We start from the raw sequence: 15,195 nt of genomic DNA, 5'->3' as shown, positions 1-15,195 counted from the left end.
AGAGCTCCAACCGTGCTGTAGTCCGTTGTGTGAGGTGCCCGTTACACATTGGCCGCGGGTTCGTTCAGGCGTGCAGCCTCGCGTGTCCTTCCCAGGCTCTGGGGTGGCCCCTACAGGTCAGGGATTCCGCTGTCCCTGCACCGCTGAGCAGAATGTAGAAGGATTCAGTCCGCATTCGCTGACGGTCAGTGCACCGGCTTTTGTCCTACGGCGAACCGGCTGACGCAGGCTGTGTGTGGAACCGGGCGGTGGGGAGATGGCCCGCCCGCATTCAGGGCGACGGTCGACGGGGCCTGTCGGTGTCGGCGGCTCTCTGTTCCGGCAGGCCCGCTGCCTTCAGAGCGTCCGGGAACGCCGAGCGGGACGTGATGCCGAGCTTGGGGAAGATCTTGTAGAGAGGGGCGCCGACCGTGCGGTGGGACAGTCGGAGGCGTTCGCCGATCTTCTTGTTGGTCAGGCCCTGCGCGGCCAATGTGGCGATCTGCGTGGTCGGCACGTCGGCGGCGCGCAGCTCGGCGGGGTACGCCTCGCCCTCGTCGCGCAGGACGTCCGCCCCAGCGATGACGACCAACACCTGTGGCAGCAGCCCTGCCAGTTCATCCAGGCCCGCCCGCAGCGGCGAGGCGGTGATCGGCGCGCGCTCGGCCTGATCAGTGGTGTAGTGGTCCGAGAACCACTTCATCCCATCGCGTCTGAGGAAGTAGCCTCTCGCGAACCGCTCGGTAGGAGACGGTGTCGAAGTTCGCGTCGGTGACGGGATGGAACAGCAGCTGCGCTGCGCGCTCGGGGCCCTTGCGCTGCTTGGCCAGGAGAGTGGTGGCCGCGGCCATGTTGCCGCCGACCGAGTCACCGGCCACCGCTACGGGCCGGGTCGAGCCCGTGCGTGGCTCCCCGACTCGGCCGTCAGCCCAACTGCGTGTCCAGCCACTGCAGGACCTCCGGGGTCACCAGGCACCGCCTCCTTTCCACGACGTGGTTCGTTGCCTGCTATTCCTGTCCGTCCGGCATGCGGCTCAGGCCCGGCATCGGGATCACTTCGCTGCCTTCTGGGACAACGGGTCCCGAGGACGTGTCAAAGGCATGGGTGACCTCTGGCCGGGTGCCAGGGACGAGGAGACCGCGTGCCCGTTCCTCGTAGCGGCGGTCGGCGAGCGTGAGTCTGTTGCTGTGCTGGGCGAGGTGCTCGGACCAGGAGGCGAGGAGGTAGTTCTCGATGAAGTGCCCAGGATCCTGTCCGTCTTGGTACAGGCCCCAGGTGAGGGCTCCGGTGCGCCGCCGGGAACGGGCGACGTGCTCCATGCAGTCACTGAAAGCGGTTCCGTTTCCCGGGGCGACGCGGTAGGAAACGGTGACCAGCACCGGGCCGGCGGCCGGCCCCGGCTCGAAGACCAGGGGCGGAACCGGCCAGTGTTCGGAAGGGGTCGGGTCGACGTCCTCCGCCCCGTGCAACGGCCAGCGCCGCAGGCTGAGGGCACTGACCAGCAGCAACGCACTCCCGGCAAGGAGGGGGAAGGCAAGTCCCAACCGGTCGGCGAGGGCGCCCCACAATGGCGCCGCCAGCGCCTGGCCGCCCTGGAAGACGAGGAGATAGACGGCAAGGCCCCGGGCCCTGACCCAGCCCGGGAGCCGCGTCTGCATGGCCGCGTTGAGGGTGGACAGGACCCCGATCCATGCCAGGCCCGCGAACAGCAGCGCCGGCGCCACCAGCCACGGGTTCCGTACGGTGGCCAGCACCGCGAGGACACTCGCGAACACCAGGGCACCGCTGCCGAGAGTGCCGTTGGCGCCGAGCACCCGGTTGCTGTGGGGCAGGACGAAGGCGCCCGCTACCGCTCCGACGCCGACCGCGCCCAGGAGCAGCCCGTAGCCGCCCGGGCCCAGGTGCAGCGAGCGGCTCGCGACGAGCGGCAGCAACGCCCAGAGGGCAGCGCCACCGGGGATGAACAAGACCATGCGCAGGAGGACCCGGCGGATGCCCGGTGCGTGCCGCACGTAACGACGGCCTGCGTCGAGGGCGGTCAGCAGCTTCTCACCGCTGGGGCGGGGGACGACCGTCCGGGGGCGCCGCCAGAGCAACAGGACGGCGGCGATGCCGAGGTAGGAGGCGGCGTTGAAGGCGAAAACCCACCCCGCGCCCGCCGCCGCCACGACCACTCCGCCCATGGCCGGCCCGAGGGCGCGGGCGAGGTTCATGTTCACGCCGCCGAGCGCGGCAGCCTGTCCGAGCTGGCGGCGCTCCACCAGCTCCGGCTGGATCGCCTGCCAGGCCGGGCCCATCAAGGCGCTACCGCAGCCCAGGAGGAAGGTGAGGACGAGCAGCAGCACCGGAGTGAGCGCGTCCGAGAACGCCAGCGCGGTCAGCGCGCCGGAGACCGCGAGCATGGCCAGCTGCGCGGCCAGGAGCACGCCGCGACGGTCGTAGCGGTCGGCGACCACGCCCGAGGGCAGAGCCAGGAGCACGACCGGCAGGCTGGAGGCCGTCTGGACGAGCGTCACCAGTGCCCCGTCGTGCCCGATCAGGAGCCACTGGGCGCCCACCATCTGCATCCAGCTGCCGATGTTGGAGACCAACTGGGCGATCCACAGGGCCCGGAAGGCGCGCGCCGCGAGCGGCGCCCATGCCGAATCCGGCTTTGGGGGCTGTGCCGGTGTGGAGGGCAGTGCGGTGCTCATGCTGGTCCATGGAGGGTGAGTGCGAACACGTTGACTCCGGCAGGCGTCGCGAATGTCAGGTCGGCTGTTGTCGTGGCCGAACCAGGACCGGCCTACCGGCGGCTGTTGTCCCTCGGCGCACCGGTTCTGTTCCGTCGGTGCAGTGCCAAGCGGTGGGCCGGTGTGTCGTTCAGGTCCGCGGCCGGACCCAGGTTGCATCGGTGGCCGAGAGACGATGGGTGGTCACGGAGGTGACCGCGAGCAGCACCAGCGTCAGGACCAGGGTGAGGACGAGATGGCCGTGCAGGAGGAGTTGGGCTCCGACGAGGGCGCCGAGGAACATGGCGAGCACGGAGAGGATCCGGCGGCCGGGGCGCGGCGCCTCGCCGCCGGCCGGGGTGGAGTCCGCGGCCAGGCCCGTCAGGGTGAGGGTCAGGACGGTCGTGGTGAGGTCGGGGACGGCGAGGCGGCGGGCGACCGAGTTCTGCAGGCCCATGGCGAGCCCCAGGAACACGATCAGGGTGTACTGGACGCCGGTCGTGACCCGGCCGTGCGATGCGGCGGCGACCGCCACGGTGATCGCGACCAGGATCGTCTGCACGGCCGTCGCCGTGCGCAGCAGGTGCCCGCGGTGCGTGGCGAACCGAGTGCCGAGCCTGCCCCCTGCGAGTGCGCCGAGGAGGAATGCGGCCATCGAGACGACGGAGGCGAGCGCGGAGAGGCTCTCGTCGCCGGCCAGGGCGAACCCGAGGAAGACCACGTTGCCGGTCATGTTGGCGACGAAGACGTGCCCGAGCGCCAGATAGCTCACGGCGTCGACCAGCCCGGTGACCACCGTCAGGATCAGCATCAGGGGAGGCAGCGGGCCGTGACGTTCCTCTCCCCGGGGTACCAGCGTGCGGGCCGCGTCACTCAGCAGCCTGCGCATACCGCGCCCCTTCCGTCGCGGTGGCCGGCCGGTGCAGCACCACGCGGGTGAGCAACCCGCTCGCCGGGCCCATGACGATCGCGGCGACGGCGACCCAGACCGGCCAGGCAGTGACGCCCAGTGCATGGTCCACGGACCACCGTCCGGGCCCGGTGAGAGCCAGTGCGGCGGAGACGACGACAAGGACGAGGGGGTATTCGTAGCCGTCGTTCTGCACCCACAGCCCCTTGGGCCACTTCACGGTGCCCGCGACCGTCATCACGCCCATCGCGGCCATCGCCGACAGGGGGGTGAGCAGGCCGACCGCCAGGAACAGGCCGGAACCGATCTGACTGGCTCCCGCGACGAGCGCGGTCAACCGACCGCCGCGGAATCCGTCGCGGCGGAACTCCTCCGCCCCGCCCGCCAATCCGTTGCCTCCGAGCCGGAAACTCACCTTCTGCACACCGTGCCCGGCGATGAGCAACCCCACCACCAGCCGGAGGACCAACAGTCCAGCGTCCATCGTGTTCCCGCCTGTTCCTGACTCACATCGTCACTGCTGGGTGAACCGGCGCGATCAGCCGGCGGCGTGGGCGCCGATGACGGCCTGGGCGTAGACGACGCCGAGGCCGTAGGTGCCGGCGTGCTCCTTCACCACGTCCATGACCGCCCCGTAGGTCTCGGCGCGAGCCCAGTCACGCTGGAGCTCCAGGAGCACCTGCACCCAGGTCACCGGGACCGCGCCGCCCTGCACCATGCGCTGGATCGCGTGCTCGTGGGCCTGCGGGCTGACACCGCCGGACGCATCGGTGACCACGTAGACCTCGTAGCCCTGGGCGATGGCGGAGAGCACGGGCAGGACGACGCAGACCTCGGTCCACAGACCCGCGATGACCAGCTTCTTGCGGCCGGTCGCCTTCACTGCCTCGACGAAGGCGAGGTCCTCCCAGGCGTTCATCGTGGTCCGGTCGATGATCTTCTGCTCGGGGAAGACCTCCGCCAGCTGCGGCATGATCGGGCCGGAGAACGACTCGGCGGCCACCGTGCTCAGCACGACCGGCACGTCGAAGGTCTTGGCGGACCTGGCCAGACCCACGACGGAGTTGATGATCGCGGTGCGGTCACCACTGCCGACTCCGAAGAACATCTGCGGCTGGTGATCCACGAACAGCACCGCGCAGTTGTCCTGGGTGAGCAGGTCGGGACTGGGGGCGGCGGTGACCTCGGCGATGTTGACCATGACTGTGAGCCTTTCTCGGTAAGCGGTGGCGCGGACTGCTGCCCGTGCCGTGAGAAGAACCGTCCGGTGGGACGGAGCTGGTGGGTGGGGTCCCGGAAGGGGCGACTCAAGGCCAGGCCCCTTCCGGAAGTTCAGAGGACGAAGCAGGGATCGAAGGGCGTGCTCGCGGCGTCCGGGGTGAGGCCGCGAGCGATGCGCCACTGGCGGTGCTGCTCCGACTCGGCGATGGCTTGGCCGAGCAACTCGGCCTGGTGGGCGCCGGAAACGGCCGCCCGGCGGGACGCGTGGTAGCCGCCGAAGTACGCCACCGGGCTCCAGGCCGGGCTGACGGGGGGAAGTTCCTCGTCGAGCCCCTCGTACTCGGCGGCGGCGTAGACGATCCGGCCCCCGGTCACCGTCAGCAGCGACTCGATGTGCGCGATCTCCGGCTCGGGCACGGCGAAGTAGTCCTCGGACAGGACCGCCAGGTCCGCGTAACATCCCGGCCGCAGCACGCCCTTGACCTCGTCCTCACCGGTCAGTGCGGCGCCGGCGCGCGTAAACATCGCCAGCGCCGTCTGCCGGTCGACGCGGTTGGCCGGGGGGCGGAGTGCCAGATCGCCGACAGTGCGGCCGCTGACCAGCCAGTGCAGGGCGACCCACGGGTTGTACGAGGAGACCCGGGTGGCATCGGTGCCGGCGCCCACGGTCAGGCCGCGGTCCAGCATGGCCCGGATCGGCGGGGCATCCGCGGCGGCGCCGGGACCGTAGCGCCGTACGAACGCCTCGCCCTGGAAGGACAGGCGGTTCTGCACGGACATCGCGCCGCCGAGGGCAGCGATGTGGTCGAGGCTGTCCGCGGAGACGGTCTCCGCGTGGTCGAACAGCCACCGGTTTCCGGCCGGGAAGAGCCCTTCCGCGGCGAGCTTCTCGAACACCGCGAGGTCACGGCGGATGGTTTCGTCATACGTGGCGTGCAGCCGGAATCCCCACCCGTTCTCCATGAGCAGGCGCACCGCCTTCTCGAACTCCACCTCGTAATCAGGGGTGAGTTCCGGGCGCGGCTCGGTGAAGTTCTCGAAGTCGGCGGCCGCCCAGGTGAGGTTCTCACCCGCGCCGTTCAACCGCAGCCATTCGTCGCCGTCCTCGGGGCGGGCCATTTCGATCCAGCGGGCGAGGTCGTCGATCTCCTGGCCGGGCGTCTGTGGGAAGAGGTGGTAGGCGATGCGCATCGACAGCTGTCCGGCCTCGGCCAGTTCGATGACGGTGGCGTAGTTGTCGGGGAAGTTCTGGAAGCCGCCGGCGGCATCGATCGCCGAGGTCAGTCCGAATCTGTTCAACTCGCGCAGAAAATGGCGGGTGGAGGTCTTTTTGTCCTCGCCCTCCAGCACCGGCGCCTTGGCCAGGGTCGAGTAGAGGATGAGGGCGCTGGGAGCGGCCAGCAGCATGCCGGTCGGTTCCCCGTCCCGGCCCCGCACGATCTGGCCGCCCTTGGGGTCGGGTGTGTCCCTGGTGAAGCCGGCGGCCTTGAGCGCCGCCCGGTTCAGCACGGCCGACTGGTACAGATGCAGGACGAACACCGGGGTGTCAGGGGCGGCGGCGTTGAGTTCGGCGACGGTCGGCAGCCGGCGTTCGGCGAACTGCTCGGCCGACCAGCCCCCCACCACCCGTACCCACTGGCCCTTCGGGGTACGAGCGGCCTGCTCACGCAGCATCGCCAGGCCCTGACGCAGGCTGCGCACGCCGTCCCAGCGCAGCTCCAGTACGTAGTTGAGGCCCCCGCGGATCACGTGCAGGTGGGCGTCGTTGAGGCCGGGGATCACCCGTCGCCCGAGCGCGTCGACCACCTTCGTGCCCGGACCGACGTGGGGAGCCACGTCCTTGTCGTCACCGACAACCGTGATGACGCCGTCGCGGATGGCGAGCGCCTGCGCGTGCGGGCGGCCCGAGTCCCCGGTGTGGATCTTCGCGTTGCGGACGACTAGGTCCGCGGCATCGTCGATGGCATGCGGAACCAGCCCGCCGACGGGCATTGTTGACATCTCTCGAAAACCTCTCTGGGAAACGACGTCGATTCAAGTCATGGTCGGCAGTGGCGGATGTTGGCGATCCCGTCGTACGCGAATGGCCGTTTGCTCGAATCGAACCGAGTGAATTCCACTGACACTCGTCGTGCCCTGAGAACGAGGGCAGGCCCTGTGCGTCAGGGGCAGCGATTGCTTCGCCATCACGGTAGACACGACCGATGTGCCCCCGTGTCCTGCCAGTGCACCGGACTTTGCCCCACCGTGCACTGCTCATCCGCGCGATGAACGGCCTCGGACGGCCGGAATCCTGCAGTGCACTGTGAGGACAGCAGTGGTGCGCCCGTAGGCAATTACCTCGCGCCCGGTGGCTTTAGCGTGGCGAACCGCAGCACCGGAACGCCCTTTGCGGGATCCGGGTCGTATGGCCGGAAAGACCGGCGTCCCGATAAACATTCCAGGAGATTCACATGTCCGATGTCGTCGAGCCGGTTCAGCCGATGCTCGAACCCGCAGCAGGCGCCTTCGCCGAGGCGACCGCGAATCCGCCCTACCTGTTCGACCTGCCCCCGGCGGAAGGGCGCAAGGTCGTCGACGAGGTGCAAGCCGGCGACATCGAGAAGCCCGCGATCGACGAGGAGTGGGTCACCGTCTCGGGTCCCACGGGCAGCGTCCGGGCCCGTATCGTCAGGCCCGCCGGCGCCGAAGGGACCCTGCCGGTCATCGTCTACATCCACGGCGCGGGCTGGGTGTTCGGCAATGCCCACACCCACGACCGCCTGGTGCGCGAACTCGCCGTCGGCGCGGGCGCCGCAGTGGTCTTCCCCGAGTACGACCTCTCTCCGGAGGCGCGCTACCCGGTCGCCATCGAGCAGAACTACGCGGTCGCCAAGTGGGTTGTGGAGCAGGGCGCGTCCAAGGGACTGGACGGCTCGCGACTGGCCGTGGCCGGGGACTCGGTCGGCGGCAACATGGCCGCCGCGCTGACCCTGATGGCGAAGGAGCGCGGCGACGTCCCTCTGGTGCAGCAGGTGCTGTTCTACCCGGTCACCGACGCGAGCTTCGACACCGGCTCCTATCACCGCTTCGCAGAGGGCTACTTCCTGCGCCGGGACGGCATGCAGTGGTTCTGGGACCAGTACACGACCGACGAGGCCGAGCGCGCCCAGATCACCGCCTCCCCGCTGCGCGCCACCACCGAGCAGCTGACGGGCCTGCCCCCGGCCCTGCTGATCACCGGTGAGGCCGACGTGCTGCGCGACGAGGGCGAGGCGTACGCGGGCAAGCTGCGCGAGGCCGGCGTCCCCGTGACCGCCGTCCGCTTCCAGGGCATCATCCACGACTTCGTGATGCTCAACGCCCTGCGTGGCACCCATGCCGCCGAGGCCGCCATCACGATGGCCGTCACCACCCTGCGTACCGCCCTGCACGCCGCCTGAGACTTGAGGAGAGAACCCGGACATGACCACGTCCACCCCCACCGTGGTCCTCGTCCACGGGGCGTTCGCCGACGTGGCCGGCTGGTCCGGGTCATCACGGAACTGCAGAGCCGTGGCATCCCGGTGATCGCGCCGCCCACCCCTCCCCCAGCTCTCGGCTTCGCTCGTGGCCCAGCGGCCGCTGGCCGCCGCGGCCGCGTGGAAGACCAAGCCGTCCTGGGCGCTGGTGGCCGGAGCGGATGAGGCGATCAACCCGGAGGTCGAGCGGTTCGGCGCCAAGCGCGCCGGGGCGACCATCGTCGAGATCGAGGGCGCCTCGCACGCGGTCGCCGTCTCCCAGCCCAAGGAGGTAGCCGACCTGATCCGCGACGCGGTACGGGCGACGAGCTGACCAGGGGTAGACCCAATGCCAGTGACCCTGCGGCCTTCCAGAGCCTGTCAGTGACGACATCGCCGCAGGTCAAGGGCTCGTGCATTAAGTAAGCGACATCGGGGGGGTAGACCAGCTGCGCGGACGAAATTCGTTAGTCCGCGCAGCTGTTTTTCACCTCAGTGCGCTCTTGCCCGGTCCGGTCGGCCACCGTGACCACGACGACCAGAGCCGCCAGCAGACCGGCGATCAGGGCCGGCGCCGGGGAGTGAGCGGCCGCCAGGACAGCGATCGCGACAGCGGGATACGCAAACTGTTCGACCCCGCTCTGCTGGTGCGGCCGAATGTGTACGACCCACACAGTGATCAGGAAGATCGCCACCGACAGGGTGACCGCAGCACCCGCTGCCGCCGAGGGCACATCGGTGCGCCGCGTGACCAGCTCGGCTACGCCGCCAGGTCGGCGCCCGCGGCGGCTGCGGAGGCGAAGATCAGACAGTGGCCGTACGCCCAGGTGAACCTCTTGCGATGGGCCTGGTGCGTCGTGGCGAGCAGCGTGTGCGCCGGTCTGGCGAAGTACAGCCACCACATGGCGAAGACCATGAGCAGCCCACCCGTTGCCAGCATGTACAGCGCGCCGGCGTCGTGGCGCCGGTCGAACCGCCGCGGCGGCTGCGACGGACTCACCGAGCACGATGAGGGTGAACAGTTCGTACCGCTCGGCGATGTGGTGCGGATGCCACGGGGTCGTCCCGGCGGACTGCGCCCACACCGGGACGGAAACCTCGGCAACGATCAACACGATGATGGCCGGCAGTTGTACCCAGCCCGGAAGCAAAAGCATCCCGCCCCAGTCGCCTCCTCGCCCTCGAGCTGGACGATGAAGCCGGTGCCGTCATGATCGACCTGCCGGGCCCGGGCCGAGGCGAGAATGGTGACGCCGTCCTCCCGAAGAACCTTTTCGGCCAGCTGCTCGACTTCCGGCTCTTCTTGCGACAGCAGCCGGTCCTGCCCCTCCACCACGGTGACCGTGCACCGGAAGCGGGCGAAGACCTGGGCGAGTTCCACGCCGATGGCCCCTCCCCCGAGCACGATCATCGAGGCCGGCGGCTCTTGGGTCGCCATCGCGTCCCGGTTGGTCCAGTACGGCATCGAGGCCAGGCCCGGGACCGGGGGAATCCGCGGCCGGGTGCCGGTGGCCAGGACCGCACCCTGCCGGGCCTGGAATGTGCGTCCGCCGACCGTCACCTGCCGTGGCCCGGTGAGTCGTCCCGTTCCGCGCACGAGCCGGACGCCCTTCGCCGCGAGCCGGTCGGCGGCCACCTGGTCGTTCCAGTCGTCGGTGGCCTCGCTCCGGATACGTCCGGCAACTCGGCCCCAGTCCGGCGTCACCTCCACCTCACCGGCGGGGAACGGCACGCGGCCTGCCTCAGCGAGCAGGTTCGCGGCCCGGATCATCATCTTGCTGGGCACACCCCCAGTACGGGCACTCGCCTCCGACGAGCTCCGCCTCGATCCCCACCACATCCAGCCCGGCCTCCGCCAGACAGTCCGAGACGTACTCGCCGCCGGACCCCAGCCCCAGCACGACCGCATCGGCCTGCTCACTCACCCTCATGCCTCTCCTCGCCGCTCGTCGGCTGATGCCGTCAGCGCGAAGTCAGAGAGGGCGAGGCACAGGGACGCGCCCGCCAGCGCACGGGGACTTGCCCGAGAACGAACACCAGGCGCGGACCCCTCGCTCAGTGCGCTGCCAAGCACCACCGCGTGCGCTCCTGGACAACGGTGCCGCCGTGCCGACATCTAGCGTCACTCCTGCAAACAGAGCCACACCCCCAGGAGGCGGATCATGACCATCAGTACCCAGCACGTGAGCAGCCAGCCGTGGCTGCATCAGAATGGCGAGATCATCCAGGAGTTCGGGACCGTCAAGCAGTTCCCGCTCGGCCTCTCCTACGAGGCGCGTATGTACTCCTGCCAGCGCCTCAACAAGGTCCTGGTGGACACCCAGATCCTCTACAGCCTCTACAAGAAGCACCATTGGCTGGTGCGCGGTGCGACCTTCTACCAACTGCACCTCGTGCTGGACAAGCACGCCGGGGAACAGCTCGCGCTCGTCGACACCCTCGCCGAGCGGGTCCAGACCCTGGGCGGTGTCGCGGTGGGTGACCCCCGGCACGTCGCCGAGATCACGTCGATCCCGCGGCCTCCGGACGGCGTGGAGGAAGTGCCCGCCATGCTCTCGCGGTTGCTGGCGGCACACGAGACGATTCTCGCCGACGCCCATGACGCGGCGTCCCGCACCGGGGAGTTGGGTGACGACGGCACCAATGACCTGCTTGTCTCACAGGTGATCCGGACCGGCGAACTGCAGGCGTGGTTCCTGGCCGAGCATCTGGTCGACACGCCCCTGGTCCGTGCCTGAACAGGTATGAGCCGCCGACGCTCGCGGCGGCGGCTCAGCGCGAGCAACGCCGCGTCGCGCCGTTACGCGGCGCGGGTCCGCGGTCAGCACGGCGCGGGCTCCTTGGTGGGAACGGGGCGCCAGCCCCTCCGCGACCGCGCCACGCAGGCAGTTTGCAGTGCCGCCGAGCGAAGCACGTCTCGAGAGTATGCGTGCGGTGCAGGTGGCGGGCACTGGCGATCAGCAACTTCCACGTCACACAGAGAGGACTCGACCACGTGCTGGAACGGCATGCCCTTGGTGGGGCAGACACTGGCGATGCCCCGAGTGTCGCATGCCGGCTGTCTCGATGATCAGCCCCCGCTCCTTTGTAAACACGGCTTGGAGGCCGCGCGGATAGGCGGGGCGGCGTCGCGTGCCGATGGCTCTCGCCCGGCGGCGTTGTCGTCGGTCGACGACTCCCCCGTAGCCCTTCGGGCACGGGTGGGGGTCCCCCCGGCGAAGCCAGGGGAGTACCCCCACCGCGTCGCCTTCCTCCTCCGCCTTGCCGGACTCGGCCCTCGCCCCTCCCCCAGCTACCGCTGGGAGGTGCCCCCACCTTCACCCGCCCCGCCTATCCGCGCGGCCTCTTACAGGAGAGTTCACCATGAGCAGCAGAGCCCAACCGCCTGGGGAGCGGGCCGAGCCGACAGGTAGACACTTCGAACCGGACCTGCGGCCGATGACCCGCATCAACCTCCACCCCATCGCCTCCCCCATGCCGGTCGGTTTCTTCGCGGTGGCGATCGCCTCCGTCATGGTCGGAAGCCTGCAACTGGGCTTTCTGGGCGGCGATGCTCATCGGGCGGTAGCCCTGACGATCCTTCCGGCCTTCATCCTGCAACTGATCGTCAGCATCCTGGCGTTCGGGGCGAGGGACGTGCTCGCGGCGACGCTCATGGCCTGCTTCTCCGGAACCTGGCTGGCGAGTTCCCTGGTGCTGGCCATCAATCCGCCGGCGGGCACCGAGGTGCTCGGCGTGCTCAATCTTGTGTTCGCCGTCTTCGCCCTGCTGATGGCGACCGTCGCGAACCGCAAGCGTGCGATGTGGTTCGTGCTGTGTGTGGCTGTGCCGCGCTTCGCAGTGGCCTCGCTCTTCAACTTCACCGGTGCCGCGTGGCTTGGCTATGTTTCCGGAGCTTTCGGACTGCTCCTCGCGGCTGTGGCCGTGTATGCCGCGTTCGCTCTCATGCTGGAGGACATGAGGGGCGAGGAGGTTCTGCCCGTAGGACGTCGGGGCCCGGCGCACGACGCCGTGGAAGGGGATCTGGCTGTGCAACTGCGCAACCTCGAACGTCAAGCGGGCGTGCGACGGACGCTGTGAGTCGTCGAGCAGACTGAGGCCGGGCATCCTTCGAGTGAACGCTCACGCCTACGAGTTCGCGGCGCTGGTGGCTGCCGCCCGGTACGTGGCCGAGTCCGCTCTGCCGGACATCCCCGAGGAGGCGCTGGACGACCTCAGGCAGGTTCTCCGCGACTACGACACACAGACGGCGCGCCCACCAGACCGGTGACCAGGCTTTTGATCAGGCTGTCTAGCGGGGCTTTTCGCTGATCAGCAGCGCGTAGCCGAGGACGCCGTCCGCAACCGCCATGCGGGCCGCTGCGAGGACGGCGGGGGCGGCCTCGAGGTCGACGCCGGCGTCGGTGAGCTTGGCCGGCGTGGTCATGCGCAGCAGGCCGGACTGCCAGTGGATCCACTCGGTGGCGCCGTCCTTGGCGCCGACCCGGCCGCGCTTGTCCGCGGTAGCAGGTCCTCCACGTTCAGGCACAGCACCTCGTCCGCCCGCGCGGCGGACTCGTAGAGGAGCTTCCAGAACGTCTTCTCCCGTACGGCGGCGTCGAGCCGCCACAGGGCGGCGATCTGGTTCTCGGCCAGGGCCTTGGTTCGGTCCGGCGGGGCTGGGCGGCGCTCGATGCCGAGGGTTGGGCCACAGGTGATCCAGCCCTGGGATCGCCGCCAGCCGATGACCTTGCGAGCGGTGGACAGTTCGCGGTTGCCGTCGGGAGGATCCGGGTCTTACCGGCGAGCGCCGGGCGGGGAGTACGGGTTCGCTGTGCGATGTCATGCAATCCGGGATGTACGCGGGGCCGCCGACTGCGGGTGCACGGACTACTGCCCGACGCGTGGGGCGCGACGGTCGCCACCTTCGAACAAAACGGCACGATCCGTGCCGATATCGAATCTTATCGTGCCATATGCTTTTTCGGTCGGGAAGCCGGTGGCGGCCCGCCACTCGCTGGGCGACATCCCGTAGGCCGCCTTGAAGGCGTGGCTGAAGCGGGCCGGACTGGTGAACCCCCAGCGTCGTGCGACCTCGCCCACAGCGGGCACGCGGGGGCTTATTCGCTCCAGCTCACGGCGGCACTCCTCGAGCCTGCGCCGCAGGATCCACCGGCCCACTGTCGTGCCCTGGCTCTGGAAGAGCCTTTGTATGTAGCGAGCGGAGACATGGTGCGCCCGGGCGATCGACGCGGCCGACAGGTCGGGATCGGCCAGATTCCGGTTGATGAAGGACCGGACCCGCAGATGCAGCACGCGCTGGGCTGCGTCGACGTCGAACCCGTCGCGCCCAAGCCGTTCGGCCGTGAGTGTGGCGAAGAGGGCGGTCGCGTTGCGTGCGACCTCCTCGCCGGCTTCGGGAGTGTACGAGTCCGCAGTGTCGACAATCCGTGACAGGAAGGACGACATCAGCCTACCCAGTCCCTCGTCACCCCGGACGACCGATCCGGTGATGCGGTACAGATCGGAATCCGGCACCGCCAGAGCGCGCCTCGGCAGCACGAACGTCGCGATCTCCAGGGATTCGCCGTACTGCGCCGTAACAGGAATGCTGGTGGCGAAAAGGGTGAAATCACCCGGCCGCAGGGAGATGGCTTCCCGGCCGTCCTGCAAGAACGCGGACGCTCCCCTGCGTTGCAGGCCGATGAAGACGTATTCGTCAGGATCGTGCGAGATCATTCTCCGAGTGCGGCTGACCTGGTACGGCTCGGCGAGCAGATTGGACACCTGGAGCGGGCCGAGCCGGTCGCTGGTGAGGGATGCCGAGAACGGCCTCGGCCCTTCCGGAATGGTGATGGCATTGCGGAGGTATGCCTGCGCCAGCGCGTCGGCGAAGAAGGCGGCACGGTCGCGGACCGGTACAGAATCGGTGGACACGTGGACGACCATGCTGACTCCGACGGGCTTGCTGCGGCGCGGCAGTAGCGCGGCGGACCGTTCACCGGACGCGGCGGTTCGCCGGCCGGTACCCGCGCTGCGCGGCGGGATGCCTACCGTGGCTCTGCGATTATCCGGTCATCTTACGGCTGTCAGATAACTTAACATTCTCCGGGGCTGTTAGGAAATGTCCCTTCCGGCGCCGTCGGAAGGGGGTCCCCCAGCGTCCAGCGCCGCACGGAGTTCGGTGCGCGAGGCGATGCCGAGCTTGGGAAAGATCTTGTACAGGTGGGTGCTGACCGTGCGGTGCGAGAGATTCAGCCGCTCACCGATCTGTTTGTTGGACAGGCCCCGGGACGCCAGGCCGGCGATCTGCAGCTCCTGAGCGGTGAGCACCGACGGCCGCGCCTCGGTCCGGGGGCCGGTGTGGCTGCGCAGGATCCGCGGCATCCCCCAGGCCCGCACCCAGCTTGGGCGACGCCCTGCGCACGCTCGACCAGCTGGGTGCGGCGCCCTGAGCCGCCCGGGCCCGGAATGAGCTGGACCCAGACGCAGGAGTGGTGGCTGCCGTGCCCACCTGGGCGAGGGTGAGCTCGTCGACGGCCTCCACACACCGGCGCGGCTCGGCGCCGAAGCCGGCGTCCCCAGGAGTGACCGGCTGATGCTGGACGGCGACGCCTGGACGCCGCATCCGATCGGGGCGAGCAGAGCGAGTCGGTCCTCGTCTGTGGCCTCGATCGGTACGACGCTGCGCTCGTCGACGACCGGCATGGCGGGCCAGGGACGACTGACCGAGGAAGCGTCCGCCGAGCTGAGGGTGCGCGACCGGCAGACCGGTGAGATCGCCGAGGACACCGCGAGCAGGTGAGGCGCTGATGACCGTCGGCGCCCTGGTCTCGCTGCCGGGGCTCGAGTGACTGAGCGCGCCGCCTTTCCCTCCGCGGGCGCGCGCAGCACGCGTCAGCCAGTCGGTGTAGG

At 69.5% G+C, this 15,195-nt stretch carries 18 protein-coding genes and 3 pseudogenes; 6 read left to right on the top strand and 15 right to left on the bottom strand.

Annotated elements, in window-relative coordinates:
- Window positions 1–271: 271 nt before the first annotated feature.
- The 7 genes and pseudogenes from AQJ91_RS56175 to AQJ91_RS29735 all read right to left on the bottom strand — a co-directional run bounded on the left by AQJ91_RS56175 (window position 272) and on the right by AQJ91_RS29735 (window position 6,823).
- Complete coding sequence (locus AQJ91_RS56175) at window positions 272–496, bottom strand: response regulator transcription factor (protein ID WP_234383070.1); 225 nt, start codon at window positions 494–496, stop codon at window positions 272–274.
- Window positions 479–891: pseudogene (locus AQJ91_RS56170) on the bottom strand (alpha/beta hydrolase fold domain-containing protein); the annotation flags it as partial. The gene AQJ91_RS56175 and the pseudogene AQJ91_RS56170, both read right to left, overlap by 18 nt.
- 96 nt (window positions 892–987) lie before the next feature.
- On the bottom strand, window positions 988–2,673 hold the full coding sequence (locus AQJ91_RS29755; RefSeq protein ID WP_067027663.1) for an MFS transporter: 1,686 nt from the start codon (window positions 2,671–2,673) through the stop codon (window positions 988–990).
- Between the two features lie 169 nt (window positions 2,674–2,842).
- Window positions 2,843–3,580, bottom strand: a complete 738-nt coding sequence (locus AQJ91_RS29750) for a YoaK family protein (RefSeq protein WP_067027804.1) — start codon at window positions 3,578–3,580, stop codon at window positions 2,843–2,845.
- Window positions 3,561–4,085, bottom strand: coding sequence for a DoxX family protein (locus tag AQJ91_RS29745; RefSeq protein ID WP_067027661.1), 525 nt, complete (start codon window positions 4,083–4,085; stop codon window positions 3,561–3,563). The genes AQJ91_RS29750 and AQJ91_RS29745 overlap by 20 nt, the downstream gene beginning before the upstream one ends.
- 54 nt (window positions 4,086–4,139) lie before the next feature.
- Window positions 4,140–4,802, bottom strand: coding sequence for a hydrolase (locus tag AQJ91_RS29740; protein ID WP_067027660.1), 663 nt, complete (start codon window positions 4,800–4,802; stop codon window positions 4,140–4,142).
- Between the two features lie 131 nt (window positions 4,803–4,933).
- Window positions 4,934–6,823, bottom strand: a complete 1,890-nt coding sequence (locus AQJ91_RS29735; RefSeq protein WP_067027658.1) for an amidohydrolase — start codon at window positions 6,821–6,823, stop codon at window positions 4,934–4,936.
- A 452-nt stretch (window positions 6,824–7,275) separates the two neighbouring features.
- Between AQJ91_RS29735 and AQJ91_RS29730 the strand changes: the two genes are divergently transcribed.
- A complete protein-coding gene (locus tag AQJ91_RS29730) occupies window positions 7,276–8,244 on the top strand; it encodes an alpha/beta hydrolase (protein WP_067027656.1) in 969 nt (322 codons plus the stop codon).
- 169 nt (window positions 8,245–8,413) lie between these two features.
- Window positions 8,414–8,635, top strand: a pseudogene (locus AQJ91_RS58430) (alpha/beta fold hydrolase); the annotation flags it as partial.
- A 133-nt stretch (window positions 8,636–8,768) separates the two neighbouring features.
- On the opposite strand, the gene AQJ91_RS56165 reads toward AQJ91_RS58430, so the two are convergent.
- The 5 genes and pseudogenes from AQJ91_RS56165 to AQJ91_RS56155 all read right to left on the bottom strand — a co-directional run bounded on the left by AQJ91_RS56165 (window position 8,769) and on the right by AQJ91_RS56155 (window position 10,226).
- Window positions 8,769–8,996, bottom strand: coding sequence for a hypothetical protein (locus tag AQJ91_RS56165; protein WP_234383055.1), 228 nt, complete (start codon window positions 8,994–8,996; stop codon window positions 8,769–8,771).
- A gap of 65 nt (window positions 8,997–9,061) precedes the next feature.
- Window positions 9,062–9,301: a low temperature requirement protein A gene (locus AQJ91_RS56160; protein WP_067027652.1), complete on the bottom strand. Its 240-nt coding sequence runs from the start codon at window positions 9,299–9,301 to the stop codon at window positions 9,062–9,064.
- Window positions 9,302–9,335: 34 nt separating this feature from the next.
- Window positions 9,336–9,458, bottom strand: a pseudogene (locus AQJ91_RS58425) (low temperature requirement protein A); the annotation flags it as partial.
- A complete protein-coding gene (locus tag AQJ91_RS29710; RefSeq protein ID WP_234383054.1) occupies window positions 9,410–10,087 on the bottom strand; it encodes an FAD-dependent oxidoreductase in 678 nt (225 codons plus the stop codon). The gene AQJ91_RS29710 and the pseudogene AQJ91_RS58425, both read right to left, overlap by 49 nt.
- Window positions 10,044–10,226: a hypothetical protein gene (locus tag AQJ91_RS56155; protein ID WP_234383049.1), complete on the bottom strand. Its 183-nt coding sequence runs from the start codon at window positions 10,224–10,226 to the stop codon at window positions 10,044–10,046. The genes AQJ91_RS29710 and AQJ91_RS56155 overlap by 44 nt, the downstream gene beginning before the upstream one ends.
- A 237-nt stretch (window positions 10,227–10,463) precedes the next feature.
- Between AQJ91_RS56155 and AQJ91_RS29700 the strand changes: the two genes are divergently transcribed.
- The 3 genes from AQJ91_RS29700 (at window position 10,464) to AQJ91_RS53880 (ending at window position 12,571) form a co-directional block, all read left to right on the top strand.
- Window positions 10,464–11,039: a Dps family protein gene (locus tag AQJ91_RS29700; RefSeq protein WP_067027646.1), complete on the top strand. Its 576-nt coding sequence runs from the start codon at window positions 10,464–10,466 to the stop codon at window positions 11,037–11,039.
- Between the two features lie 625 nt (window positions 11,040–11,664).
- Window positions 11,665–12,381 (top strand): GPR1/FUN34/YaaH family transporter, encoded by a 717-nt coding sequence (locus AQJ91_RS29695; RefSeq protein WP_067027644.1) that lies wholly within the window; start codon window positions 11,665–11,667, stop codon window positions 12,379–12,381.
- 34 nt (window positions 12,382–12,415) lie between these two features.
- Entirely contained in the window at window positions 12,416–12,571 is a 156-nt protein-coding gene (locus AQJ91_RS53880) for a hypothetical protein (protein WP_159054683.1), read from the top strand.
- A gap of 21 nt (window positions 12,572–12,592) precedes the next feature.
- Here the strand turns inward: AQJ91_RS53880 and AQJ91_RS56150 are convergent, their stop codons facing one another.
- The 3 genes from AQJ91_RS56150 to AQJ91_RS56145 all read right to left on the bottom strand — a co-directional run bounded on the left by AQJ91_RS56150 (window position 12,593) and on the right by AQJ91_RS56145 (window position 14,667).
- Window positions 12,593–12,829, bottom strand: a complete 237-nt coding sequence (locus tag AQJ91_RS56150) for a hypothetical protein (protein ID WP_067027641.1) — start codon at window positions 12,827–12,829, stop codon at window positions 12,593–12,595.
- Window positions 12,830–13,170: 341 nt separating this feature from the next.
- Window positions 13,171–14,229 carry a helix-turn-helix domain-containing protein gene (locus AQJ91_RS29685; RefSeq protein ID WP_067027639.1) on the bottom strand — a complete coding sequence of 353 codons (1,059 nt, stop codon included), beginning with the start codon at window positions 14,227–14,229 and terminating at the stop codon, window positions 13,171–13,173.
- Between the two features lie 168 nt (window positions 14,230–14,397).
- Window positions 14,398–14,667, bottom strand: coding sequence for a response regulator transcription factor (locus AQJ91_RS56145; RefSeq protein WP_067027637.1), 270 nt, complete (start codon window positions 14,665–14,667; stop codon window positions 14,398–14,400).
- 211 nt (window positions 14,668–14,878) lie between these two features.
- Between AQJ91_RS56145 and AQJ91_RS56140 the strand changes: the two genes are divergently transcribed.
- Window positions 14,879–15,085, top strand: a complete 207-nt coding sequence (locus AQJ91_RS56140) for a hypothetical protein (protein ID WP_067027635.1) — start codon at window positions 14,879–14,881, stop codon at window positions 15,083–15,085.
- The last annotated feature ends 110 nt before the right edge of the window (window positions 15,086–15,195 follow it).

The sequence above is a fragment of the Streptomyces dysideae genome, from assembly GCF_001514305.1.
Lineage (GTDB): Bacteria > Actinomycetota > Actinomycetes > Streptomycetales > Streptomycetaceae > Streptomyces > Streptomyces dysideae.
Note: the sequence above shows the minus strand (reverse complement) of the source record. Positions and strands in the feature narration are given on the sequence as shown.